Source organism: Bacillus sp. 3G2, assembly GCF_044324725.1.
Classification (GTDB): domain Bacteria; phylum Bacillota; class Bacilli; order Bacillales; family Bacillaceae_G; genus Bacillus_A; species Bacillus_A mobilis.
Genome location: NZ_CP172246.1, coordinates 3,674,124 through 3,698,418, shown reverse-complemented (window position 1 = coordinate 3,698,418; position 24,295 = coordinate 3,674,124). Strand labels below are relative to the sequence as shown.

Genomic DNA, 24,295 nt, shown 5'->3' with positions numbered 1-24,295 from the left:
AGGCACAAAGAGTTTTTTTATTGCAAAGAATTAAACTGAAGGAGGATGTAACAATGGAACAAAAGCCAGTGTTAGACGTTAATGAAGTACCGAAACCGGGAAAATGGTTATTTTTAAGTATACAACATTTGTTCGCGATGTTTGGATCAACAGTGCTGGTTCCGTTTTTAACAGGATTGAATCCGTCAGTAGCATTAATATCAAGTGGATTAGGAACGCTAGCGTTTCTTCTGATAACGAAAGGTCAAGTACCTGCTTATCTAGGATCATCATTCGCCTTTATCGCACCGATAATAACAGCGAAAACAGCAGGTGGACCTGGAGCAGCAATGCTCGGTGGTTTGTTAGCGGGACTTGTATACATCTTAATTTCACTCGGAATTAAGAAGTCAGGATCAGAGTGGATTATGAGATTACTTCCGCCAATCGTAGTTGGTCCAGTAGTAATGGTAATCGGTCTAGCTTTAGCACATACAGCAGTTAACATGGCGATGAACGGTGCGGATGGCAAATATAGCTTTACACACTTTTCAGTAGCGTTAGTAACATTAGCAATTACAATTATCTGCTCTATATTCGGAAGAGGGTTTTTCAGTATCATACCAGTGTTACTGGGCATTATCGGCGGATATATCTTCGCTTACTTCCAAGGGCTAGTAAACTTAAAGCCGATAGCTGAGGCAAAATGGTTCGTTGTACCAGATTTCACAGTACCATTTGTAACATATACTCCGGAATTTTCGTGGAAGATTGTACTCTTGATGGTACCAGTTGCACTAGTAACAATTTCAGAGCATATCGGACATCAAATTGTACTTGGAAATGTTATTAAAAGAGATTTAATTGAAAAACCAGGTTTACACCGTTCAATCTTCGGTGATGGAGTAGCAACATTAATCGCATCACTTATCGGTGGGCCACCGAATACAACGTATGGTGAAAACATCGGTGTGCTAGCAATTACGAGAGCATACAGTGTATACTTATTCATCGGTTCAGCAGTGTTCGCAATCATGTTCGGGTTTATCGGTAAGATTTCTGCACTGATTCATTCGATCCCAACACCGGTTATGGGTGGCGTATCAATCTTACTATTCGGTGTAATCGCATCAAGCGGATTACGCATGATGGTAGATGATAAAACAGACTTAAGTGACAAACGAAACTTAATGATTGCATCAGTAATACTAGTAATCGGTATTGGTGGAGCGGTACTTCACGTAGGAGAATCGTTCCAAGTAGAAGGAATGGCACTGGCAGCAATTGTAGGTGTACTGTTAAATCTACTACTACCAGAAACGAAACAAATAACACAATCTAAGCAGATTGCTTCATAATAATAACCTTTTAATTCAGTCCTGTGAGACCGGAAAGGGTGGCTTCTTTCTTGCACCCTAGTCTCACATGACTAGGGTATTTTTATACAAAGGTTGTTATAAATATACAAAAGTGGTAACATAAAAATCAGAAAGATGAGGGATGACGATGAGCCATTTGTTAACGATGAGTGAATTATCGGAAGTAGAAATTTCAGAAATCCTAAAAGACGCAGAAGATTTCGCGAATGGAAAAGAGAGCAAAACGACAGAGCAAACTTTTGTTGCGAACTTGTTCTTTGAGAATAGTACGAGAACGAGATTTAGCTTTGAAGTTGCTGAGAAGAGATTAGGACTTGAAGTTTTAAACTTTTCAGCTGATGCATCTAGCGTACAAAAAGGAGAAACTTTATACGATACGATAAGAACACTAGAATCAATCGGAACAAAAGCGGTAATCGTCCGCCATGAGCAAGATCGCTACTTCGATGAACTGAAAGATCAGGTAAATATCCCAATCTTAAACGCTGGAGATGGATGTGGAAACCACCCAACGCAGTGCCTACTCGATCTTCTTACAATTAAACAAGAGTTTGGAAGATTTGAAGGATTAAAGATTGCGATAGTAGGAGATGTTCGTCATAGCCGAGTAGCACGTTCTAATGCAGAAGCATTAACGAAACTGGGTGCAACAATTTACTTTGCAAGTCCAGAAGAGTGGAAAGATGAAGACAGCACATTTGGAACATACAAACCATTAGATGAACTTGTTCCAGAAGTGGATGTAATGATGTTACTTCGTGTACAACATGAGCGTCATGATCATTATGAAACAGACATTATGAAAGAGTATCATGAGAAACACGGATTAACAGTGGAAAGAGAAAAGCGTATGAAAGAAGGAAGCATTATTATGCATCCAGCTCCTGTAAACCGTGATGTTGAAATTGCAAGTGAACTTGTTGAGTGTGAGCGTTCACGCATATTTAAACAAATGGAAAATGGAGTTTACGTAAGAATGGCTGTACTAAAACGCGCCTTACCAAATGTATTAGGAGGAATGAAACATGAATTACTTGTTTAAAAATGGTCGTTATATGAATGAAGAAGGAAAAATCGTAGCAACAGATCTTCTCGTACAAGACGGTAAAATCGCTAAGGTAGCAGAAAATATTACGGCAGATAATGCTGAAGTAATCGAAGTGAACGGAAAGTTAATCGCACCTGGATTAGTAGATGTACACGTACATCTTCGTGAACCAGGTGGTGAACATAAAGAAACAATTGAAACAGGTACACTAGCAGCAGCAAAAGGTGGATTCACTACAATTTGTGCAATGCCAAATACACGCCCAGTACCAGATTGCAGAGAACATATGGAAGACTTGCAAAATCGTATTAAAGAAAAAGCGCATGTCAACGTACTACCATACGGAGCAATTACAGTACGCCAAGCGGGTTCTGAAATGACAGATTTCGAGACGTTAAAAGAACTTGGAGCATTTGCTTTTACTGATGACGGTGTAGGCGTACAAGATGCTAGCATGATGTTAGCTGCTATGAAGCGTGCAGCGAAATTAAATATGGCAGTGGTTGCGCACTGTGAAGAGAATACTCTTATTAATAAAGGTTGTGTACATGAAGGGAAGTTTTCTGAGAAACACGGATTAAACGGTATCCCATCAGTATGTGAATCTGTACATATTGCAAGGGATATACTGCTTGCTGAAGCGGCAGATTGTCACTATCACGTATGTCACGTAAGTACGAAAGGATCTGTACGTGTAATCCGTGATGCGAAACGCGCTGGAATTAAAGTAACAGCAGAAGTAACACCTCATCATCTAGTGTTATGTGAAGATGATATTCCATCAGCTGATCCTAACTTTAAAATGAACCCACCGCTTCGTGGAAAAGAAGATCACGCGGCATTAATTGAAGGTTTACTAGATGGAACAATCGATATGATCGCGACTGACCATGCACCGCATACAGCGGAAGAGAAAGCACAAGGAATTGAAAGAGCACCATTCGGAATTACTGGTTTTGAAACAGCATTCCCACTTCTATACACAAACCTTGTGAAAAAAGGAATTATTACATTAGAACAGTTAATTCAATTCTTAACAGAAAAGCCAGCTGATACATTCGGCTTAGAAGCAGGTCGCCTGAAAGAAGGCAGAACAGCTGATATTACAATCATTGATTTAGAACAAGAAGAAGAGATTGACCCAACAACATTCTTATCAAAAGGAAAAAATACACCATTCGCAGGTTGGAAATGCCAAGGATGGCCGGTAATGACAATCGTTGGTGGTAAGATCGCATGGCAAAAGGAGAGTGCATTAGTATGAAAAGACAACTTATCTTAGAAGATGGAACAGTATTAATTGGAAAAGGTTTCGGAGGAGAAATCGAAAAGTCAGGTGAGGTTGTATTTACAACAGGAATGACTGGATATCAAGAAACATTATCTGATCCATCATATTGCGGTCAAATCGTAACATTCACGTACCCATTAATCGGAAACTACGGCATCAACCGTGACGATTTTGAATCGATTCATCCATCTGTAAATGGTTTAATCGTAAACGAAATTTGTGATCACCCATCAAACTTCCGTAATGAAATTTCGTTAAATGATTACTTAAAAGAAAGAAATATCCCAGGCTTAGCAGGAATTGATACGAGAAAATTAACGAGAAAAATTCGTCAATACGGTACATTACGTGGACGTCTATGTAACATGGATGCAGATGTAGAATACATCGTGAGCCAATTAAAAGCGACAGTATTTACAGATCACGTGAAACGTGTATCAACGAAAGATCCATACCCAAGCCCAGGCCGTGGACACCGAGTTGTACTTGTAGACTTCGGAATGAAACATGGTATTTTAAGAGAATTAAATAAACGTGATTGTGATGTAATTGTAGTACCTTACAATACAACAGCAGAAGAGATTTTACGCCTTAGCCCAGATGGAATTATGTTAAGTAACGGACCTGGAGATCCAAAAGATGTACCAGAAGCAATTGAAATGTTAAAAGACATTATCGGTAAAGTTCCTTTATTCGGAATTTGCCTAGGACATCAATTGTTCGCTCTAGCATCGGGTGCGAATACAAGTAAGTTAAAATTCGGTCACCGTGGTTTAAATCATCCAGTAAAACATCTTGCAACTGGAAAAGTAGCAATTACATCTCAAAACCATGGTTACGCAGTAGAAGAAGAATCAGTTAAAAATACAGAACTTGAAATTACACATGTCGCTTTAAATGATGGAACAGTAGAAGGTCTTCGTCATACGAAGTTCCCAGCATTTACAGTACAATATCATCCAGAAGCTTCAGCAGGACCAGAAGATGCAAATGATTTATTCGAAGATTTCTTAGCAATGATTGAAAACTTCAAGAAAGAAGGGGAAGAGTTATGCCAAAACGCCTAGACATTAACACAATTTTAGTAATCGGATCAGGACCAATTGTAATTGGGCAAGCAGCAGAGTTTGACTACTCTGGTACACAAGCTTGTCAATCTCTTAGAGAAGAAGGTTACAAAGTAATCCTTGTTAACTCTAACCCAGCAACAATTATGACAGATACTGCAACAGCAGATAAAGTATACATTGAGCCTTTAACATTAGAATTCGTAAGCCGAATCATTCGTAAAGAACGTCCAGATGCAATCTTACCAACATTAGGTGGTCAAACAGGCCTGAATATGGCTGTTGAACTTGCGAAATCAGGCATACTTGAAGAGTGCGGAGTTGAAATTTTAGGAACAAAATTATCAGCAATTGAGCAAGCGGAGGATCGTGATTTATTCCGTACATTAATGCAGGAATTAAATGAACCAATTCCATCTAGTACCATTATCCATACGCTAGAAGAAGCACATGAATTTGTAAAAGAAATTGGATATCCAGTTATTGTTCGCCCAGCATTTACAATGGGGGGAACAGGTGGCGGAATCTGTAGTAATGAAGAAGAACTAATTGAAATCGTATCAGGTGGATTAAAACATAGTCCAGTAACACAATGTTTATTAGAAAAGAGTATTGCTGGTTGTAAGGAAATTGAATATGAAGTAATGCGTGATTCAAATGATAACGCGATTGTAGTATGTAACATGGAAAATATCGATCCAGTTGGAGTTCACACAGGTGATTCTATCGTTGTAGCACCGAGCCAAACATTAAGTGACCGTGAATATCAAATGTTACGAAACACTTCATTACGAATTATTCGTGCATTAGGAATTGAAGGTGGATGTAACGTTCAGCTTGCACTTGATCCACATAGCTTCCAATACTATGTAATCGAAGTAAACCCACGTGTAAGTCGTTCATCTGCACTAGCATCTAAAGCAACTGGATATCCAATTGCGAAGCTAGCGGCAAAAATTGCAGTCGGTTTAACATTAGATGAAATTATAAATCCAGTAACACAAAAAACATACGCTTGTTTCGAACCAGCATTAGACTATGTTGTTTCAAAAATTCCGCGCTGGCCATTTGATAAGTTTGAATCAGCAAACAGAACGCTTGGAACGCAGATGAAAGCAACTGGTGAAGTTATGTCAATCGGACGTAACCTAGAGCAATCATTATTAAAAGCGATCCGTTCTTTAGAACTTGGCGTTTATCACTTAGAGTTAGCGCATTTAAAAGAGCTTGATAAAGAGACAATGAAAAAACGCATTATAAAAGCTGATGATGAGCGACTGTTTATTGTAGCAGAAGCAATTCGTCAAGGTGTAACGAAAGAAGAGATCAACGATTGGTGTGAAATGGACTTCTTCTTCTTACAAAAAGTTGAAAACATCGTAAATATGGAACGCGAAGTAAAAGCAAATGTAGGAAATATGGAAGTACTACAATCTGCGAAAGAAATGGGCTTCAGTGATCACTACGTTGCAGCAGCTTGGAACAAAACAGAGCGTGAAATTTACGATATGCGTAAAGAAAGCAACATAACTCCTATTTATAAAATGGTAGATACTTGTGCGGCAGAGTTTGAATCTGCAACACCATACTATTACAGCACATATGGTGACGAGAATGAATCGGTTAGAACAGATCGTAAGAGTGTTGTCGTACTAGGGTCTGGTCCAATCCGTATCGGTCAAGGTGTTGAGTTTGACTATGCAACAGTTCACTCTGTATGGGCAATTAAAGAGGCTGGATATGAGGCAATCATTGTTAATAACAACCCAGAAACAGTTTCAACAGACTTCAGTATTTCTGACAAATTATACTTTGAACCATTAACAATCGAAGATGTAATGCACATTATCGATTTAGAAAAGCCAGAAGGTGTTATCGTCCAATTCGGTGGACAAACGGCAATTAACTTAGCTGCTAAATTAGAAGCTCACGGTGTGAAAATCTTAGGAACATCACTTGAAGATTTAGACCGTGCAGAAGATCGTGATAAGTTTGAAGCAGCTCTAACACAGCTTGGTATCCCGCAACCAGTTGGTAAAACAGCAACGACTGTAGAGCAAGCGGTAGCAATCGCTGACAAAATTGGGTACCCAGTATTAGTAAGACCATCTTACGTACTAGGTGGACGCGCGATGGAAATCGTATATCGTCAAGAAGAACTGCTGCACTACATGAAAAATGCGGTAAAAGTTCACGCTGATCATCCAGTATTAATCGATCGTTACATGGTTGGTAAAGAAATTGAAGTAGATGCAATTTCAGACGGTGAGAATGTATTCATTCCAGGTATTATGGAACATATTGAACGCGCTGGAGTTCACTCTGGTGACTCAATCGGAGTATATCCACCACAAAGCTTATCTGCAAAACTGAAAGAACAAATTATTGAACATACAATTGCACTTGGAAAAGGTTTAAATATTGTTGGATTACTAAATATCCAGTTTGTAGTATTTGAAGATCAAGTGTATGTAATTGAAGTAAACCCACGTGCGAGCCGTACAGTACCATTCTTAAGTAAAATTACAGGTGTACCGATGGCGAATGTTGCAACGAAAGTTATTTTAGGTCAAAATCTTGTAGAACAAGGATACGGAACTGGTTATCACCCAGAAGAGAAAGAAGTGTATGTAAAAGCACCGGTATTCTCATTTGCGAAACTACGTTCAGTTGATACAACATTAGGACCTGAAATGAAGTCAACAGGGGAAGTAATGGGGAAAGACTTAACACTTGAAAAAGCATTATACAAAGGGTTAGTTGCTTCTGGAATTAACATTCCAACGCACGGATCAGTAATCATTACTGTAGCGGATAAAGATAAAGAAGAGGCGATGGAAATTGCAAAACGTTTCCATGAAATCGGCTATAACTTATTAGCAACAGCTGGAACAGCACAATCGTTAGCAGAGCAAAACATTCCAGTACAAGTTGTAAACAAAATTGATTCTGAAGACTACAACTTACTAGACATTATCCGTCAAGGAAAAGCACAGTTTGTAATCAATACATTAACAAAAGGCAAACAACCAGCGCGTGATGGTTTCCGCATTCGCCGTGAATCAGTAGAAAATGGTGTGGCTTGCTTAACGTCACTTGATACAACGAGAGCAATCTTACGAGTACTAGAATCTATGACATTCTCAGCTCATTCAATGAAAGAAATTACGCAAACAAAGCGTCACGAGGTGGTACATGCATGATGCAAAAGCAAAATATGATCGTCGTTAATCAAAAAGAAATCGCAAAAAACATTTACGAATTAGTGCTTCAAGGAACGTTAGTACAGCAAATGAACGAACCAGGGCAGTTTGTACACATTAAGGTAGCAGAGGGCATTGCGCCCCTTCTGCGCCGCCCAATTAGTATTTGTAATGTAGATCAAGAGAAGAACGAATTTACAATGCTATATCGTGCAGAAGGACAAGGGACAAAAACATTAGCAACTAGAAAACAAGGTGAAATGGTAGACGTACTAGGACCACTAGGACACGGTTTTCCTGTAGAAGAAGCAGAAGCTGGTCAAACAGCTTTACTAGTCGGCGGGGGGATTGGCGTACCACCACTTTATGAATTATCACAGCGCCTTGTTGCAAAAGGTGTACGCGTAATTCACATCTTAGGTTTTCAAACGAAAGATGTCGTTTTCTATGAAGAGAAATTTGCAGAACTTGGTGATACGTACGTTGCGACAGTAGACGGTACACACGGCACAAAAGGATTTGTCACAGATGTAATTGATAATTATGGAATTGACTTTGATATTCTTTATTCATGTGGTCCGTTAGCGATGCTTCGTGCATTAGAAGGACGTTACAAAGAGAAAAAAGCTTATATTTCTTTAGAAGAACGTATGGGCTGTGGTATTGGAGCTTGTTTCGCATGTGTATGCCACTTACAAGAAGATCCAAGTGGACATTCTTACAAGAAGGTGTGTAGCGACGGACCAGTATTTCCAATCGGGGAGGTTGTACTATGAACAGATTGCAAGTTGAATTACCGGGATTATCATTAAAAAATCCAATTATACCGGCATCTGGATGCTTTGGATTTGGTCGTGAATATGCACAGTTTTACGATTTAAGTGTACTAGGATCAATCATGATCAAAGCGACGACAGAACAACCACGTTATGGAAACCCGACGCCTCGTGTTGCTGAAACACCGGGCGGCATGTTAAATGCAATCGGACTTCAAAACCCAGGGTTAGAAAAAGTAATGAATTCTGAATTGCCATGGTTAGAACAATTCGATCTTCCAATCATTGCGAACGTTGCAGGCTCACAAGCTGAGGATTATGTAGCGGTTGCAAAGGAAATTTCTAAAGCGCCTAATGTCCACGCGCTAGAATTAAATATTTCTTGTCCGAACGTAAAAACAGGTGGTATCGCCTTTGGTACAAATCCTGAAATTGCTGCTGATTTAACGAAGCGAGTAAAAGAGGTTTCTGAAGTACCTGTATACGTGAAGTTGTCACCGAACGTGGCAAACATTGTGGAAATTGCAAAAGCAATTGAAAATGCAGGTGCAGATGGTTTAACGATGATTAATACATTGCTTGGTATGCGTCTAGATTTAAAAACAGCTAAACCAATTTTAGCAAACCGTACAGGCGGATTATCAGGTCCTGCGATTAAGCCAGTAGCGATTCGTATGGTACATGAAGTAAGTCAAGCGGTTAACATTCCAATTATCGGAATGGGTGGTATTGAAACAGCGGAAGATGTAATAGAATTCTTCTACGCTGGTGCAAGCGCAGTTGCAGTAGGTACAGCGAACTTTATCGATCCGTTCGTATGTCCGACAATTATTGAAGAGTTACCAGCACTATTAGATGAATTAGGATTTGATCACATTTCGGAATGTCAAGGAAGGAGCTGGAAGCAAACATGTCACAGTCGTTAATCGTTGCACTAGATTTTCCAGGGAAACAAGATGTAGAGCAATTCTTGCGCCACTTTGAAGGGGAAGAGTTATTTGTCAAAGTTGGTATGGAGTTATTTTATAAAGAAGGCCCTGCAATTATTACGTACTTAAAAGAAAAAGGACATAAGATCTTTCTAGATTTAAAACTTCATGATATTCCGAATACAGTAAAAAGCGCTATGCGTAGCCTAGCTAGTCTAGATGTTGATATGGTAAATGTTCATGCTGCTGGGGGAAGCAGCATGATGAAAGCTGCGATTGAGGGATTAGAGGAAGGTAAGCAAGAAGGAAAAGAGAGACCGATTTGTATTGCAGTTACACAACTAACAAGCACTTCGGAAGCTATGATGAAAAAAGAGATCGGCATTGAGAAAACGTTAGAAGAAGCGGTTGCTCATTATGCAAAACTAACGAAAGAAAGTGGACTTGATGGCGTTGTTTGTTCAACACTTGAAGTTCCAAAATTACGTGAAGTATGCGGAAATGAATTTGTAACAGTAACACCGGGGATTCGTCTTGCAAGCGATGATGTAAATGACCAAGTGCGCGTAGCAACACCGAAACGTGCGAGGGAACTTGGCTCAAGCTACATCGTAGTTGGACGTAGTATTACAAAAGCAGAAAATCCGCTTGAAGCGTATAAAACAGTAAAACAACAGTGGGAAGGTGTAACAATATGAAAAAAGAAATCGCATCGCATTTATTAGAAATTGGAGCAGTATTTTTACAACCGAATGATCCATTCACTTGGTCTTCAGGTATGAAATCACCAATTTATTGTGATAACCGTTTAACTTTATCTTATCCAAAAGTACGTCAAGCAATTGCAGCTGGATTAGAAGAGTTAATTAAAGAGCACTTCCCAACTGTAGAAGTTATTGCAGGAACAGCAACTGCTGGTATTGCGCACGCTGCATGGGTAAGCGATCGTATGGATTTACCAATGTGCTACGTACGTAGTAAAGCAAAAGGTCACGGTAAAGGGAACCAAATCGAAGGAAAAGCTGAAAAAGGTCAAAAAGTAGTAGTAGTAGAGGACCTAATTTCAACTGGCGGTAGTGCAATTACATGTGTAGAAGCACTTCGCGAAGCTGGCTGTGAAGTATTAGGAATCGTATCAATCTTCACATACGAGCTAGAAGCAGGAAAAGAAAAACTAGAATCAGCTAACGTAGCATCATATTCTTTAAGCGACTACAGTGCATTAACTGAAGTAGCAGCAGAAAAAGGTATGATCGGACAAGCTGAAACGAAAAAATTACAAGAGTGGCGTAAAAATCCAGCTAACGAAGCTTGGATCACAGCGTAACACGAAAAAAGACGACCGCGGGGGAACGCGGTCGTTGTTTTTATATTATTGTTAAAAATTCATGTAAAGAACAGATAGTAGGAACATCACAATTGAGTTGCAAGTTATCCCGATTTAACCATACCCCTTGCATTCCAGCTGCTGTACTACTAATTGCATCTGTTTCTAATCGATCGCCAATATAATAGCAATCTTTCATTTCAAGATTCGATTGTAATACAGCTCTTTGAAAAATTTCAGGGTTTGGTTTCGATATACCAATTTCACTAGAAGTAAATATGCATTTGAAATATTGTAGAATGTTTAGAGCGGTTAATTTTTCGACTTGTTGTTCATAGTCACCATTACTAATGATACCTAGTGAGTGTCCACCATGCTGCAAGGTCTGTAATGTATAGTGTACATCTTCAAACAAGGTCCAGTTGTTCTTATATAGTTCTATATATTGATTGAATCTGTGCTGAGATTCTTCGGGTGATAAGTTTAATCCATATGTTTTAAATAAATGATACATTCGCATCCCTTGTTGTTCTTGAAAAGATAATTCCTTGGATAAAAATTTGTTGAAATATTCTTCGGATAATTCATGCCAGACTTTCGTGGCCTCTAATTCATTATCTGAAAAAATAGTACTATGTACTTGAAAGAAATCTATAATACCATTTCTTTCCGCGGCCTCATAATCAAGTAAAGTTCCATCAATATCAAAGAAAATCATATGACAATCTCCTCGTTAAAAACTATTTAGCGTTTTCCGCAACCTCATATCCTCTTACAAACAATAGTGTCATATAAGAAACAATAAATGAGAAGATGCTGTACATGCCAACCCAAAAGAAAAATTTTGGAGTAAAGGCGATAACACCTATTATTAAAAAACTAGCAAACGTTACAATCGGCATGACGTAATACGTTTTCGTCTTGCGTGTTCCAATAACAGAAACGATAAAGATAAGTAATGGACAAATTAATAAGACGAAAATCAATTCATTCATAGTTATGTCCCCTTTTCGAATGGAAGTAATCTGTTTCTCGTAAACGTTTTGAAATAAATACTCTCCTAATATAACTTCGCTAACATATACATAATCCCTTTTGAAAGTCCGCAATAAATGATTGATTTCACAATAAAAAAGTAAGCAAGAGAACACTTGCTTACTTTATAGCATAAACATCGCAACGATGGTGGTGACAATTAAGCCAATCACAACTGGTAAAAAGTTTCGGCGTGCAAGTTCAAACGGATCCACTTTACAAATGGCAGCGGCAGGAATAAGTGCCCAAGGAATTAAAGTCCCGCCTCCGGTCCAGATTGCAGCAATTTGCCCAAGTGCTGTTAATGTAGCTGTTCCATGCCCAAGTGCTGTTCCGAAAAGATTGGCAATTGAACCAGCAAGTGATATACCGGAAAAGCCAGATCCATCTAACCCTGTTATGACACCAACGATAGTTAATGTTCCCGCTGATACATATTGGTTTAAAGGAACAGTTTGAGATAAGGCGATTCCTAAGTCGTTAATGATTCCGTGTGAACCTTTCGGTAAATAATCCCCGATAATTTTTACAAAGCCGCTATCTCCTAAATAAAAGAGTGCAGCAATTGGAATAACTGGACCAAAGATTTTAAATCCAAACTGGAGCCCTTCTATAAAATAATCGGTCGTTTTATTTAGTCCATTACCTTTGTAGGCGATAAGGGAAATGATGATAATCATAATAACAGTCGTCCCACCGATAAGTGCAGTTGCGTCGCTGCCTTGTAGTTTAAATTGAATCATGCAAAGGATATCGATGGCATATATGATCGGAATGCAAATAGCGAGCCATTTTTTTGTCCGAGGAGATAATGAAGTGACCGTTTTAGAAGACTCAGTTGATGGAATAGACTCTTGCATTGATAAGCCTGTATGAAATTCTTTTCGTAAGAAGAAAAATGCGACCGAAGTTGTCACAATACCCATAATGATAACGAGGGGAACACTGGCAGAAACAACGCTTGAAACAGGAAGACCAGCAGCATCCGCTGTTAATTTCGGTGCACCTTGAATAACGAAGTCACCAGATAAGGCGATGCCGTGTCCGAATAAGTTCATAGCAATGGCAACTCCAATTGGCGGAAGACCGACGCGTACAGCGACGGGTAATAAAATAGCTCCCATTAAGGCGACAGCTGGAGAAGGCCAAAAGAAGAAAGAAATAGTCATCATTAAAAGGCCGATAATCCAGTAGGCGAGGGTAGGGGTACGAATCATCTTTGTAAATGGTGAAATCATCGTATCATTTATGCCGGTATGAACGAGTAGATTGCTCATTGATACGATAATGGAGATGATTAATATAGTTGGTAATAGCTCAGTAATAGCGTAAATGAAACTTTGAAAAATACCGCTAATGGCAAGAGGGATAGAACTTGTAGCGGTTAATGCCAATAGAAAGATAAAAACGATACAAATAATCGTCGTATCTTTCCGGAGAATAAAAAAGGCGATAATAGTGAGTAAACAAAGAATATAGAGAGCATGCAACAGCGTTAATTCAACTCCCATAACATTCACATCCTTTAGGCATTCGTGTAGTTTATTGTATGAAAGCAGTGAAAGTATGTGAGTATAGGAAAAAGAAAAAATGAAATTTCATGTACTGTTATGGTAAATGGATGTTACAATACAATTAATCCTAAAAATGGAATTTAAGGAGGGCTTATGCACAAAAAAATTGGGTTTTGGGGATTCGTTATATCTTGTAGTCTATTAATCATTTTAAACCTGTTTACAAACAATGAATGGATCAGTATCATACCTGTTTTCGGGTTTGTGTTTATACTTTTATATAACTGGGATGATATGAAACAATATAGTAAGAAAAGTATTGGAATTATGATAGGTATCATTGTTGTTTGCTCATTTTTCGTAGGGTTTATTTTAATAGAAGGGCAGAAACAAATGGAGAAAATGTCTATTTTTCAACAATGGATGTCGTCTGCAAAAGGTCTTTATATTGTCATTGTAGTAGTTATTTTTCTAAAAATTGTTATAAGCATAGCAAGTTACATATTAAAGAAGAAGTAGAATGGGGTAGTACGATTGAGAGAGAAAATAGGGTATTATGGCGTGCTCGTTTGTTTACTATTATCAGTTGTTTCAGGGCAATTTTTTAAAAGTGAATGGGTGCCAGTTATATTATGTATAGGAGTATTGATTTTTGCACCTATGTATCGCTGGAAAGAATGGAAGGCATATAGCCGAAAAAAGAAAATTGTTTTCAGTATCGAGTTTGTCGTTATAATTAGCACGATTCCATTTTTGTTATTGAAAGGAAATGAGATAATAGATGGAATTGTAATGTTTCAAGGCTGGTTATTTATTGCGAAATTGCTATATTTAATATGCATTATAATATTGGTAGCGGGAGTCGCTAAAAAAGTAAACGAAAAGTTATTCGTTAATGAATAAAAGAAAATGCCACCTTATCTGGTGGCATTTTCTCATTTTACTGAATGAGCTTTTTGCATCTTTTTAACTAAACGAATTTGTCCTCGATGATTGATTTCATCTTCAAATACGTGAAACCACTTAAAGTAGTTATTTGCTGGTTTGTCATACCAAAAGTCTGTCGTTTTAAATAACCATTCATCAGGTAACGATTGAAAAGTCTCGATCGTTTTGGAACGTACTTCTTGTAATGTGTTTATGTAAAATTCTATAGAGTTTCCTTTTATTTTCTCGCGGCCAAGAGCTCCTAACTCAATAGCAGGTAACCACCGTTCTAACTCAGCCTCCGTAGGTTCACGGTCTTCAAAAGTATGAATCTGGTAGTAAAATTCAATAGCGGCCATATGGTACAAAAGCATGCCGACTGAATTTGCTTCTTCATCATACAAATAATCAAGTTCTTCAATTGTTAAACCTTCCACCGCTTGCATTGTTGTATAGCGAGCATAATTCATCATGGAAACAAGTTTGGAAAATTCAGGCTGTAAACCATCTATTTTATCAATTACAAAATTCAATTTAAATTCCCCCTCTTTAAACGATGACTCCAGAGAAAGAATTCTATGTGCAACGAAAAACTCCTTTAAAAAGGCTATGATTTTAACAAGGGATAACAATTAGTTCCCGATTTGATTTTGTAATAACTTCATATCCGTCTTTTGTGATGACAATATCATCTTCAATTCTACAACCGCCCCAGTTTGGTATGTAAATACCAGGTTCAACGGTAACGACCATACCTTCTTCTAAAGTAGCTTTACTTTCTTGGGATAAGCGGAGAGGTTCATGAATTTCTAACCCAAGACCATGACCAGTAGAGTGTCCAAAATATTGACCGTATCCATGTTCTGTAATGTAATCTCTCGTTATATCATCGATACTTTTCGCAGTTTCCCCAGGTCTAATTGCTTCCGTCCCACGTTTTAATGCTTCTCGTACAATATTGTATATCTTTTTGAATTTTTCTGATGGTTCCCCAATTGCTACAGTACGCGTTATATCGGAACAATATCCATCGTAAAGTGCACCGAAATCTAATGTAACGACGTCGCCTCGTTCGATTATTTTATTTGATGCAACTCCATGAGGAAGTGAAGAACGGACGCCAGAAGCTACAATGATTTGGAAGGAAGAGGATGTAGCCCCTTTTTTTCGCATGAAAAATTCTAACTCATCTCTTACATCATTTTCACTAATTCCTGGTTTTAGAAACGTAAGGATGTGGTGAAATGCTTCGTCAGCAATATTAGCTGCGATTTTCATTGTTTCTATTTCAGGCGTGTCTTTAATGATACGAATATTTTCGATGATTTCGCACACTTGAACCATTTCCGCATGTACGTATTTTTGTAAGTTTTTATATTGTTGCAATGTCATGTTGTTTTCTTCAATTCCGAGTTTTTGAATGTTTAATTTCGATACTTGATTTGCAATTTCTTTTTCTAAATTTCCTGTATGCATAATAATTTCAGCATCTTTTATTTGTGATTTCGCTTGATCTACATAGCGAAAATCAGTGATAAAAACAGCTTTATCCGCAGAGATTAAGACGACGCCAGCGCTACCTGTAAAGCCTGTTGCATATTGGCGATTTTCTTTTTTTGTAATCAGTAATCCGTCAATTTCATAGTTTTGTAGTTGATTTTGAATTTTATTAATTTTCAAAGCCATGTTAATTCCCCCTATTCACAGTATTGAATAAAGCAAATAGCGTGCCAAAAAAATATTTTTAGAGAGAAGATAAAAGAAATTGCATATATTTTAGGTAGGGAATTTAGCCCATTATTTGTGGGTGATGGGCTGCTCGTGAAATACAGATTATTTCAATTATCAGTGGGAGAATGAGAAAATATCGACCGAAATTTCACTTTCTTTACAAGGTGTCAAAAAATTTATACAAATTCGAAATAGCACTGTCAATTTTTTTGACAATATGGAAGAGAAGGATAAGAGATTTTTTAGTATATATTTTGAAAGTATGTCCTTTGTTTTGTTCTAATATAAAATTTAATATATAAATAAATGATTGTTGTTGATATAATAGGTAATTGTTGGATTTCTCACGGAGATAGGGAAACGTAACGAATATGAAGGAATAAGGATTGTGGGTATATGAAGAAATTAAGTAAAGTAATGTCATTTTGCTTGGCGGCTAGTATGCTAGTTGTAACAGGTTGTGAAAAAAGTGAAAATAAATTTCAAGTAAATGAAACGATTGAACAGCTTAATGAAGCGCCAGAAGTGACAGAAAAAGAAGCGAAAAAGATTGTAAGAAAGAATGTAGATGCAATAGCAAATGCATTTAATGAGATGGAAAAAGAAAATGGATGGAGCCGAAATAATCCTGGAGATTTAGGAACAGCTAAAAAAGGCGTTAAGGGGTTAGTTTCAGATAAGTTTGTGGAGAAGGAGCTTCCAGGATTGCTTGATACATTTAACAGATCAAGAGAAACTGATATGCTACCATTTCCGATTCATATTGAGCCGGACGTGAGGATAACTTATTCACAGAAAAATGATGTTTTAAAGATTGAGACGCTTACTCTTGCAAATGATATGGGGAATGAAGCGGAGATGTGGGAATTTGTTTTAGTGTATACTGATGGAAATTGGTTAATGGATAAATGGTCATCAAATACGCCAGTAGATTTAAATTTAACTAAAGAAGAAGCTAAAGAACTTCTTAGAGTACAGGGTTTCAAGAATGTCTCTTTCGTTAGAGAAGAGAATAGTGGAAATAAAAAATATATTTTTAAAGAAAGTAACGGAGTAGTTGCTGTTGACGCCAAAAACTCGGTTATTACTCACAATGTAGATGATGAAGAGCAAGAAAAGGTAACGAAAAAGGATTTTATTCAAGAGCAAGAAACAGTTAAGGGGAATGATTCTAGTACTTATACTAGTTCAAAAAAAGAACCTTCGTTAGCGGTAGGTAAAACTAAGGTTTTAAATGAGTTAGCAGCTCTAGAAAACCAAGAAAAACATATAAATGCTATATCAACAAATGACATAGTAAATGAAATAGAAGAAAATTATCAACTGTGGGATAATAAACTAAATGAAATTTACAGCACATTAAAAAATACGATGTCAGCTGATGCGTTTCAGTCGTTGAAAACGAAACAAGTTGCATGGGTTAAAGAAAAGGAAAGTAAGGTTAAAGCCATTGCTACGGATGAAAATAATGGAACGATGAAATACATTGAAGCTGCAGATGAAAAATATAAGATGACAAAAGAAAGATGTTATGAATTAGTGAATGGGTACATGAACTAGTGTGAACGAATACAAAAAATGCGTTGCTCATAAGCAACGCATTTTTTTATATTTACGCTTTTAATTTCATTACAGTATCAGCATCCGGCGTTACATATACGGTTTGCTGATTGTCGTACGTAACAAAACCAAGTTTTGCACCACTCGGTTTTTTGACATGGCGTATTTTAGTGAAATCTACAGGAACAGAACTAGAATCTTTTGCTTTACTAAAATAGGCAGCGATTTTAGCAGCTTCTAACACAGTTTCTTCGGTAGGTTCAAGAGAACGAATGACAACATGAGACCCAGGGATATCTTTCGTATGTAACCAAATTTCATCACGACGGGCAAACTTCGTTGTTAAATAATCATTTTGTTTATTGTTTTTACCAACGAAAATCTCTGTACCATCACTTGCAAAATATTTATCTAATACTGGTTTGGTAGGCTTTTTCTTTGCGTTTTTCGTTTTACGATTGCGCATATAACCTTCTTCAGCTAATTCCTCACGAATTTCTTCAATATCTTTTGAAGAAGCAGCTTCCATTTGTTGAAGTAAGCTATCAAAATAAAGAATTTCTTCATTTGTTTTTTCGATTTGTTCTTCTACAACAACAACTGAATTTTTCGCTTTTTGGTACTTTTGGAAATAGCGTTGCGCATTGTCAGATGGTGTTTTTAAAGGATCTAATGTGATTTTTACAGTTCCGCCATTTTCGTCGTAATAGTTAACGACTTCAATATCTTTATCACCTTTTTTCAAAGCGTACATATTGGCTGTAAGGAGTTCTCCAAATAGTTGATATTTATCTGCTTTTCCGGCATCTTGTAATGTTTTTTCTAGTTTAATGAGCTTCTTCTCATTTTTATTTTTTTCGTTTTGCATAAAGCGCTCTAAATCATAAGCTTGTTGTTTTACACGGTCGCGCTCTGCTTTTCCGAAAAAGAAACGGTCTAGCAATTCACTAACAGATGAGAAGGTCTTGTCTTCTCCTTGCAAGTGTGCAAGAGGGAAAAGATAAAAGAATTCTTTCCCATTTGAAGTAGTCATTGTTGGTGAATATGTATGAGTTAGTAATGGTTTTTGTATGGAGAAAAATGCATCCGCTAATGCTTTTTCATTTACCATACCTGCTTTTTTTACTACTTCTTTTGCGAATAACGGCGATATTCCCGTAAAGGTGCCGACAAGCTGTTTATCCATGTTTCCAGATAGAAAGTCTAGCGGTCTAATAAATTCGTCATTTGTTTCAATCTGAAGTGGGTTAATTTTATGTTGTGCTGGTGGTGCAACATATTCCGCCCCGGCGTATACAGTTCGATGTCGGTTTACTGCTAGAGAAACGTGTTTTAAGCTATCTAAAATATTGTTTGTTTTTGTGTCTACTAAAATGATGTTACTATGTCGTCCCATTATTTCAATTACTAATGTTTTTAGCGATTCGTCACCAATTTCATTTCTGCTGCGAACTGTAATTTGAATAATGCGCTCTAAATCAATTTGTTCAATTTTTTCAATGAATCCACCTTCTAAATGCTTGCGAAGAAGCATACAAAACATTGGCGGAAGTGCGGGTGAATCGTAATTTTGATTTGTTAAGTGTAAACGTGCATATGTCGGATGAGCGGAAAGAATCAGTTTTTGATTTTTTCCGTTTGCTCGAATATGTAATAAAATCTCGTATTTTGAAGGTTGGTATATCTTAGAAATTCTTCCTGTGTAAAGAGAATTTGCAATTTCATGTGTAATTGCTCTTGTAAATAATCCATCGAATGCCATAAATGAACACTCCTTTCTAACTAAAAGTTAATTATAGCATTTTTTTGGACGAGGCTGAATAAGCTTTCAATAGAGTATGTCTGGAATCAGGAGGTCGATAGTGGGATGAACTGGTATGGAATGCGCGCACATGAAGTGGAAGAAAGAACGAATACGAATGTGAAGGTTGGACTTACAGAGAAAGAAGCAGAAGGGCGAATGGAAAAATTTGGTACAAATGAATTGGATGAAGCAAAAAGGCCTTCTGCACTGATGGTGTTTTTGGCGCAATTTAAAGATTTTATGGTACTTGTTTTATTTGGTGCAACAATAGTTTCGGCTTTTTTAGGTGAATACATTGATTCTATTGCGATTGTGGCAATTGTTATTATCAATGGTATTCTTGGTTTTTTTCAAGAAAGAAAGGCTGAAAAGTCATTGGAAGCTTTAAAAGAGCTAGCCGCCCCGCAGGTTACTGTGCTGCGGAATGGAAAGTGGGTAAAGGCACCGTCTAAAGCGCTCGTTTTAGGGGATGTTATTAAATTTTCTAGTGGTGATCGTATTGGGGCGGATGTACGTCTTGTTGAGGCATCAAGTTTATATATCGAAGAATCAGCTTTGACAGGAGAGTCAGTACCGGTGCAGAAGAAGGTAGAAGCTTTGCAAGGGCAAGATGTTTCAATTGGTGATCAAAAAAATATGGCTTTTATGGGTACGATGATTACACGAGGAGCTGGAACAGGGGTCGTTGTAGCAACTGGTATGAATACAGCGATGGGTCAAATTGCAAATATGTTACAAAATGCAGAGCAAATGGAAACACCACTGCAAAGAAGATTAGAGCAACTCGGAAAAATATTAATTATTGTGGCACTTATTTTGACAGCGCTTGTCGTATTAGCCGGTGTGTATCAAGGGAATGAAGTATATCATATGTTTTTAGCAGGCGTGTCGCTAGCTGTTGCTGCGATTCCTGAAGGATTACCAGCAATCGTTACAGTAGCTTTATCGCTTGGCGTACAGCGTATGATTAAAAAGAGGGCAATTGTAAGGAAGTTACCAGCGGTAGAAACGTTAGGGTGCGCTTCTGTTATATGCTCTGATAAAACAGGAACAATGACGCAAAACAAAATGATGGTAACACATATGTGGTCAGGTGGAGAATTATGGAAAGTGACGGGGCAAGGATATGAACCTAATGGCTCTTTTTTGAAAGGTGAAAAAGAATTCGATCCGGCTAAAACAAAAGCACTGTATCAACTACTTACATTTGGCTTACTATGTAATAACGCAAATATTATTCAAAAGAAAAAGGCGTATGTATTAGATGGAGATCCAACTGAGGGAGCGCTTGTAGCTGCAGCAATGAAAGCGGGGATAACGCGTGAGGCACTGAAAGGGAAATTTGAAATTATTCGTGAATTTCCATTCGATTCAACTCGGAAAATGATGAGTGTAATTGTGCGAGATAGAGAAGGGAAAAAGTTTCTTGTTACGAAGGGAGCACCAGACGTCCTCCTGCAAATGAGTCAAACGATTTTATGGGGAGATAAGCAACAACCGTTAAGTGAGTTATATAGAAAAGAAGTACAGGCAGCTATTCATAGTTTAGGTAGTCAAGCGCTTCGAACAATTGCAGTAGCATTTAAGCCGTTAAAAGTAACGGATTCTATTGAACATGAAAGAGACGTTGAAAAAGATTTTATGTTGGTCGGGATACAGGGAATGATTGATCCGCCAAGACCAGAGGTAGAACAGGCTGTAAAAGAGTGCAGAGAAGCTGGTATTCGAACAGTGATGATTACAGGAGATCATAAAGTGACAGCAATGGCAATTGCGGAACAATTAGGGGTTTTACCACCTGGTGGACGTGTTGTTGAAGGAGTAGAACTCGCGAATATGGATGTAGAGGAACTAGAAAGTGTTGTAGAAGATACGTATGTATTTGCTCGAGTATCACCCGAACATAAATTAAAAATTGTTAAGGCGTTGCAAAATAAAGGGCATATAGTAGCGATGACAGGTGATGGAGTAAACGATGCTCCAGCTATAAAAACAGCGGATATTGGGATAGCGATGGGAATTACAGGAACAGACGTTGCGAAAGAAGCTTCTTCTCTTGTTTTGCTAGATGATAATTTTGCTACGATTAAATCAGCAATTAAAGAAGGTAGAAATATATACGAGAATATACGTAAGTTTATTCGTTATTTATTAGCATCGAACGTAGGAGAAATTTTAGTCATGTTATTTGCAATGTTACTTGCATTACCGCTGCCGATGGTTCCCATTCAAATTTTATGGGTGAACTTAGTTACTGACGGTTTACCGGCGATGGCATTAGGATTGGATAAGGCGGAAGGGGACGTGATGAAGAGAACGCCGCGTCATCCGAAAGAAGGGGTATTTGCTAGAGGGCTTGCCTGGAAAATTATAAGCCGTGGTTTTCTAATTGGAGCAGTGACGTTAGTGGCGTTTATTATTGCATATAATCAACATCCAAATGAGCTGAAATATGCACAAACTGTGGCGTTTGCGACGTTGGTACTTGCACAACTTATTCATGTATTTGATTGCAGAAGTGAACATTCTATCTTCCACCGTAATCCGTTTGGGAACGTGTATTTAGTAGGAGCGGTTATCATTTCTTTACTGTTAATGTTAGTGGTTATATATTACCCACCGCTACAACCGATCTTTAGTACAATGCCAATACAAGCGAGAGATTGGTTGTTAATTGGAGGTTTGTCATCAATTCCGACCTTCTTATTAGTAGGTTCTTTATTAACAGGGAAAAAGGGGAAGAAGGAAAAGCCAGTATTATATAAGAAGGGATTAAACTTGAAATAGTCAATGATATGAAAATGTGATATAATTTACAGAAGGTAGTAGAGCCTTGTCTCTATTACCTTTTTCATTGAGTTATTTCATGGCTTGGATGTGATAAAAAATGATTTGTAGTATGACAGGATTTGGAAGGTCAAAAGTAGAAAATGATACTTTTCAAATTACAGTAGAAATGAAATCGGTGAACCACCGTTTTCTAGAGATGAGTATTCGACTTCCGAAGCAAATGATGGTATTTGAAGACAAAATTCGTAAAATAATTGCAGAACAAGTTCGACGTGGACGCATTGAAGTGTCTATTAGTATAACGGGTGAAGGGCTTGTTGAAAGAAAATTAAGTGTGAATTGGTCGCTTCTTGAGCAGTACCAATCGATTATGGAAGATATAAAAGGAAAATTTCAATTACAAGATTCTATTACACTTCAGCAATTAATGGCAATGCCAGAAGTAACAGCGATTGAAGAAGTAGAAAATGTAAATGAACAATTTGAGAACAGTTTATATGAGGCTGTTCGCCAAGCTGCTCATATGTTAAAAACGATGAGAGATGGCGAAGGAGAACGATTACATAAAGATATAGCGTATCGTTTACAAGAGATTCACAATTGTGTAAATGCAATTATTCCGCATGCACCGATTGTTACGCAAAAATATCGTGAACGATTAGAAAATCGCTTAAAAGAATTACATAATCAAGAACTAGATGAACAAAGATTGTTAACAGAAGTCGCAATCTTTGCAGAGCGTTGTGATATTCACGAAGAGTTAGTTCGTTTGCAAAGTCATTTAGAACAATTTCGTGAAACACTGCAGATTGAAGAGCCTGTTGGAAGGAAAATGGATTTCATCGTGCAAGAGATGCATAGAGAAATTAATACGATTGGTTCTAAGGCAAATGACTTAACAATTTCAAAATATGTTGTAGAAATGAAAAATAACCTTGAAAAAATTCGTGAACAAGTACAAAATATTGAGTAGCTTTCAAAAAATATATAAAGTTATACGTGGTGGAGAAATCGGATAGACTTACTAGGAGGCGCAAACTATGGCCATGCGGTTTTTAAATATTGGATACGGAAATATTGTATCTGCTCATCGAATTATTGCTATTGTAAGTCCGGAGTCAGCTCCTATTAAACGAACAGTACAGGAAGCACGCGAACATAATGCTTTGCTTGATGCTACGTATGGGAGAAAAACAAGGGCGGTTATTGTTATGGATGATGGGCATGTGGTATTAAGTCCAATTCAGCCAGAGACGATTGCACATCGTTTGAATAATAAAGAAGATTTAAGTGAGGAAGGGTAGGTTTTACATATTTATGAGAAGTAGAAGAGGATTGCTCATCGTTCTTTCAGGACCTTCTGGGGTTGGTAAAGGAACGGTTCGAAAAGAGCTGTTTAGTCATGAGGATACACGTTTTCAGTACTCCATTTCAGTAACGACACGTAAGCCACGTGAAGGTGAAGTAGATGGTGTGGATTATTTCTTTAAAGAGAGAGAAGAATTTGAGGAAATGATTCGTAATGAAAAATTACTTGAGTGGGCTGAGTTTGTAGGTAATTATTACGGAACACCGATTGACTATGTTGAAAAAACATTACAAGAAGGAAAAGATGTATTCTTAGAAATTGAAGTGCAAGGAGCAATTCAAGTTAAGAAAGCATTCCCAGAAGGTGTATTTATTTTCTTAGCACCTCCAAGTTTATCTGAACTAAAGAACCGTATTGTCGGTCGTGGTACAGAAACTGAAGATGTTATTGAAAATCGTTTAACGGTAGCGAAAGAAGAAATCGAAATGATGGACGCTTACGACTATGTTGTAGAAAACGATCAAGTTGAACTAGCTTGTGAAAGAATTAAAGCAATTGTGGTTGGTGAACATTGCCGCCGCGAAAGAGTAGCAAAATATTATAAAGAAATGACGGAGGGTCTATAA

The 24,295-nt window shown here is 37.6% G+C and carries 22 protein-coding genes; 16 read left to right on the top strand and 6 right to left on the bottom strand.

All coding sequences use genetic code 11. From position 1 onward, the window contains the following. Positions 1–53: 53 nt before the first annotated feature. From uraA to pyrE, 9 genes are all read left to right on the top strand, one after another. The gene (gene uraA, locus ACHZK0_RS18800; RefSeq protein WP_262740406.1) at positions 54–1,337 is read left to right on the top strand and encodes a uracil permease; all 1,284 of its coding nucleotides are present in this window, start codon (positions 54–56) and stop codon (positions 1,335–1,337) included. Positions 1,338–1,485: 148 nt separating this feature from the next. Beyond that, positions 1,486–2,400 (top strand): aspartate carbamoyltransferase, encoded by a 915-nt coding sequence (gene pyrB, locus ACHZK0_RS18795; RefSeq protein WP_000018864.1) that lies wholly within the window; start codon positions 1,486–1,488, stop codon positions 2,398–2,400. Continuing rightward, positions 2,384–3,670: a dihydroorotase gene (gene pyrC, locus ACHZK0_RS18790; RefSeq protein ID WP_061678235.1), complete on the top strand. Its 1,287-nt coding sequence runs from the start codon at positions 2,384–2,386 to the stop codon at positions 3,668–3,670. Before pyrB ends, pyrC begins: the two co-directional genes overlap by 17 nt. Further along, entirely contained in the window at positions 3,667–4,764 is a 1,098-nt protein-coding gene (locus ACHZK0_RS18785) for a carbamoyl phosphate synthase small subunit (protein WP_000828668.1), read from the top strand. The genes pyrC and ACHZK0_RS18785 overlap by 4 nt, the downstream gene beginning before the upstream one ends. After that, positions 4,749–7,967 carry a carbamoyl-phosphate synthase large subunit gene (gene carB, locus ACHZK0_RS18780; protein ID WP_097816870.1) on the top strand — a complete coding sequence of 1,073 codons (3,219 nt, stop codon included), beginning with the start codon at positions 4,749–4,751 and terminating at the stop codon, positions 7,965–7,967. Before ACHZK0_RS18785 ends, carB begins: the two co-directional genes overlap by 16 nt. Next, positions 7,964–8,743, top strand: a complete 780-nt coding sequence (gene pyrK / locus ACHZK0_RS18775) for a dihydroorotate oxidase B electron transfer subunit (RefSeq protein WP_000983359.1) — start codon at positions 7,964–7,966, stop codon at positions 8,741–8,743. The genes carB and pyrK overlap by 4 nt, the downstream gene beginning before the upstream one ends. Continuing rightward, the gene (pyrD, locus tag ACHZK0_RS18770) at positions 8,740–9,669 is read left to right on the top strand and encodes a dihydroorotate oxidase B catalytic subunit (protein ID WP_001081057.1); all 930 of its coding nucleotides are present in this window, start codon (positions 8,740–8,742) and stop codon (positions 9,667–9,669) included. The genes pyrK and pyrD overlap by 4 nt, the downstream gene beginning before the upstream one ends. Beyond that, positions 9,654–10,370 (top strand): orotidine-5'-phosphate decarboxylase, encoded by a 717-nt coding sequence (gene pyrF, locus ACHZK0_RS18765; protein WP_000083495.1) that lies wholly within the window; start codon positions 9,654–9,656, stop codon positions 10,368–10,370. Before pyrD ends, pyrF begins: the two co-directional genes overlap by 16 nt. Further along, entirely contained in the window at positions 10,367–10,999 is a 633-nt protein-coding gene (gene pyrE, locus ACHZK0_RS18760; protein WP_063260442.1) for an orotate phosphoribosyltransferase, read from the top strand. Before pyrF ends, pyrE begins: the two co-directional genes overlap by 4 nt. Positions 11,000–11,039: 40 nt before the next feature. Here the strand turns inward: pyrE and ACHZK0_RS18755 are convergent, their stop codons facing one another. The 3 genes from ACHZK0_RS18755 to ACHZK0_RS18745 form a co-directional block, all read right to left on the bottom strand. Further along, positions 11,040–11,717 (bottom strand): HAD family hydrolase, encoded by a 678-nt coding sequence (locus ACHZK0_RS18755; RefSeq protein WP_270340262.1) that lies wholly within the window; start codon positions 11,715–11,717, stop codon positions 11,040–11,042. 22 nt (positions 11,718–11,739) lie between these two features. After that, entirely contained in the window at positions 11,740–11,994 is a 255-nt protein-coding gene (locus ACHZK0_RS18750) for a YbeF family protein (protein ID WP_001003934.1), read from the bottom strand. Positions 11,995–12,159: 165 nt separating this feature from the next. Then, entirely contained in the window at positions 12,160–13,545 is a 1,386-nt protein-coding gene (locus ACHZK0_RS18745) for a hypothetical protein (RefSeq protein ID WP_262740404.1), read from the bottom strand. A 156-nt stretch (positions 13,546–13,701) separates the two neighbouring features. On the opposite strand from ACHZK0_RS18745, the gene ACHZK0_RS18740 reads away from it, so the two are divergent. Beyond that, a complete protein-coding gene (locus tag ACHZK0_RS18740; RefSeq protein WP_262740403.1) occupies positions 13,702–14,067 on the top strand; it encodes a YoqO family protein in 366 nt (121 codons plus the stop codon). 15 nt (positions 14,068–14,082) lie between these two features. Beyond that, on the top strand, positions 14,083–14,451 hold the full coding sequence (locus ACHZK0_RS18735) for a YoqO family protein (protein WP_262740402.1): 369 nt from the start codon (positions 14,083–14,085) through the stop codon (positions 14,449–14,451). A gap of 32 nt (positions 14,452–14,483) precedes the next feature. On the opposite strand, the gene ACHZK0_RS18730 is transcribed toward ACHZK0_RS18735, so the two are convergent. Both ACHZK0_RS18730 and ACHZK0_RS18725 read right to left on the bottom strand, forming a co-directional pair. Next, on the bottom strand, positions 14,484–15,008 hold the full coding sequence (locus ACHZK0_RS18730; protein WP_262740401.1) for a DinB family protein: 525 nt from the start codon (positions 15,006–15,008) through the stop codon (positions 14,484–14,486). Positions 15,009–15,090: 82 nt separating this feature from the next. Next, positions 15,091–16,161, bottom strand: coding sequence for a M24 family metallopeptidase (locus tag ACHZK0_RS18725; RefSeq protein WP_270340268.1), 1,071 nt, complete (start codon positions 16,159–16,161; stop codon positions 15,091–15,093). Between the two features lie 441 nt (positions 16,162–16,602). Here ACHZK0_RS18725 and ACHZK0_RS18720 point away from each other — a divergent pair, with 441 nt between their 5' ends. Next, positions 16,603–17,766 carry a lysozyme inhibitor LprI family protein gene (locus tag ACHZK0_RS18720; RefSeq protein ID WP_262740399.1) on the top strand — a complete coding sequence of 388 codons (1,164 nt, stop codon included), beginning with the start codon at positions 16,603–16,605 and terminating at the stop codon, positions 17,764–17,766. A gap of 52 nt (positions 17,767–17,818) precedes the next feature. Here ACHZK0_RS18720 and ACHZK0_RS18715 read toward each other — a convergent pair whose 3' ends face one another. Next, the gene (locus tag ACHZK0_RS18715; protein ID WP_016086580.1) at positions 17,819–19,528 is read right to left on the bottom strand and encodes an Rqc2 family fibronectin-binding protein; all 1,710 of its coding nucleotides are present in this window, start codon (positions 19,526–19,528) and stop codon (positions 17,819–17,821) included. Positions 19,529–19,633: 105 nt separating this feature from the next. On the opposite strand from ACHZK0_RS18715, the gene ACHZK0_RS18710 reads away from it, so the two are divergent. The 4 genes from ACHZK0_RS18710 (at position 19,634) to gmk (ending at position 24,295) form a co-directional block, all read left to right on the top strand. Beyond that, positions 19,634–22,357: a calcium-translocating P-type ATPase, SERCA-type gene (locus tag ACHZK0_RS18710; protein ID WP_395760803.1), complete on the top strand. Its 2,724-nt coding sequence runs from the start codon at positions 19,634–19,636 to the stop codon at positions 22,355–22,357. Between the two features lie 100 nt (positions 22,358–22,457). Further along, a complete protein-coding gene (locus ACHZK0_RS18705) occupies positions 22,458–23,333 on the top strand; it encodes a YicC/YloC family endoribonuclease (RefSeq protein WP_270340271.1) in 876 nt (291 codons plus the stop codon). 67 nt (positions 23,334–23,400) lie between these two features. After that, a complete protein-coding gene (gene remA / locus ACHZK0_RS18700) occupies positions 23,401–23,664 on the top strand; it encodes an extracellular matrix/biofilm regulator RemA (RefSeq protein ID WP_001251456.1) in 264 nt (87 codons plus the stop codon). Positions 23,665–23,677: 13 nt separating this feature from the next. Continuing rightward, positions 23,678–24,295 carry a guanylate kinase gene (gene gmk, locus ACHZK0_RS18695; RefSeq protein ID WP_001257740.1) on the top strand — a complete coding sequence of 206 codons (618 nt, stop codon included), beginning with the start codon at positions 23,678–23,680 and terminating at the stop codon, positions 24,293–24,295.

Excerpts from the sequence above, each read along its gene's own strand:
- uraA (WP_262740406.1), top strand. The coding sequence starts at position 54 with ATGGAACAAAAGCCAGTGTTAGACGTTAATGAAGTACCGAAACCGGGA.
- pyrB (WP_000018864.1), top strand. The coding sequence starts at position 1,486 with ATGAGCCATTTGTTAACGATGAGTGAATTATCGGAAGTAGAAATTTCA.
- pyrC (WP_061678235.1), top strand. The coding sequence starts at position 2,384 with ATGAATTACTTGTTTAAAAATGGTCGTTATATGAATGAAGAAGGAAAA.
- ACHZK0_RS18785 (WP_000828668.1), top strand. The coding sequence starts at position 3,667 with ATGAAAAGACAACTTATCTTAGAAGATGGAACAGTATTAATTGGAAAA.
- carB (WP_097816870.1), top strand. The coding sequence starts at position 4,749 with ATGCCAAAACGCCTAGACATTAACACAATTTTAGTAATCGGATCAGGA.
- pyrK (WP_000983359.1), top strand. The coding sequence starts at position 7,964 with ATGATGCAAAAGCAAAATATGATCGTCGTTAATCAAAAAGAAATCGCA.
- pyrD (WP_001081057.1), top strand. The coding sequence starts at position 8,740 with ATGAACAGATTGCAAGTTGAATTACCGGGATTATCATTAAAAAATCCA.
- pyrF (WP_000083495.1), top strand. The coding sequence starts at position 9,654 with ATGTCACAGTCGTTAATCGTTGCACTAGATTTTCCAGGGAAACAAGAT.
- pyrE (WP_063260442.1), top strand. The coding sequence starts at position 10,367 with ATGAAAAAAGAAATCGCATCGCATTTATTAGAAATTGGAGCAGTATTT.
- ACHZK0_RS18755 (WP_270340262.1), bottom strand. The coding sequence starts at position 11,717 with ATGATTTTCTTTGATATTGATGGAACTTTACTTGATTATGAGGCCGCG.
- ACHZK0_RS18750 (WP_001003934.1), bottom strand. The coding sequence starts at position 11,994 with ATGAATGAATTGATTTTCGTCTTATTAATTTGTCCATTACTTATCTTT.
- ACHZK0_RS18745 (WP_262740404.1), bottom strand. The coding sequence starts at position 13,545 with ATGGGAGTTGAATTAACGCTGTTGCATGCTCTCTATATTCTTTGTTTA.
- ACHZK0_RS18740 (WP_262740403.1), top strand. The coding sequence starts at position 13,702 with ATGCACAAAAAAATTGGGTTTTGGGGATTCGTTATATCTTGTAGTCTA.
- ACHZK0_RS18725 (WP_270340268.1), bottom strand. The coding sequence starts at position 16,161 with ATGGCTTTGAAAATTAATAAAATTCAAAATCAACTACAAAACTATGAA.
- ACHZK0_RS18720 (WP_262740399.1), top strand. The coding sequence starts at position 16,603 with ATGAAGAAATTAAGTAAAGTAATGTCATTTTGCTTGGCGGCTAGTATG.
- ACHZK0_RS18715 (WP_016086580.1), bottom strand. The coding sequence starts at position 19,528 with ATGGCATTCGATGGATTATTTACAAGAGCAATTACACATGAAATTGCA.
- ACHZK0_RS18710 (WP_395760803.1), top strand. The coding sequence starts at position 19,634 with ATGAACTGGTATGGAATGCGCGCACATGAAGTGGAAGAAAGAACGAAT.
- ACHZK0_RS18705 (WP_270340271.1), top strand. The coding sequence starts at position 22,458 with ATGATTTGTAGTATGACAGGATTTGGAAGGTCAAAAGTAGAAAATGAT.
- remA (WP_001251456.1), top strand. The coding sequence starts at position 23,401 with ATGGCCATGCGGTTTTTAAATATTGGATACGGAAATATTGTATCTGCT.
- gmk (WP_001257740.1), top strand. The coding sequence starts at position 23,678 with ATGAGAAGTAGAAGAGGATTGCTCATCGTTCTTTCAGGACCTTCTGGG.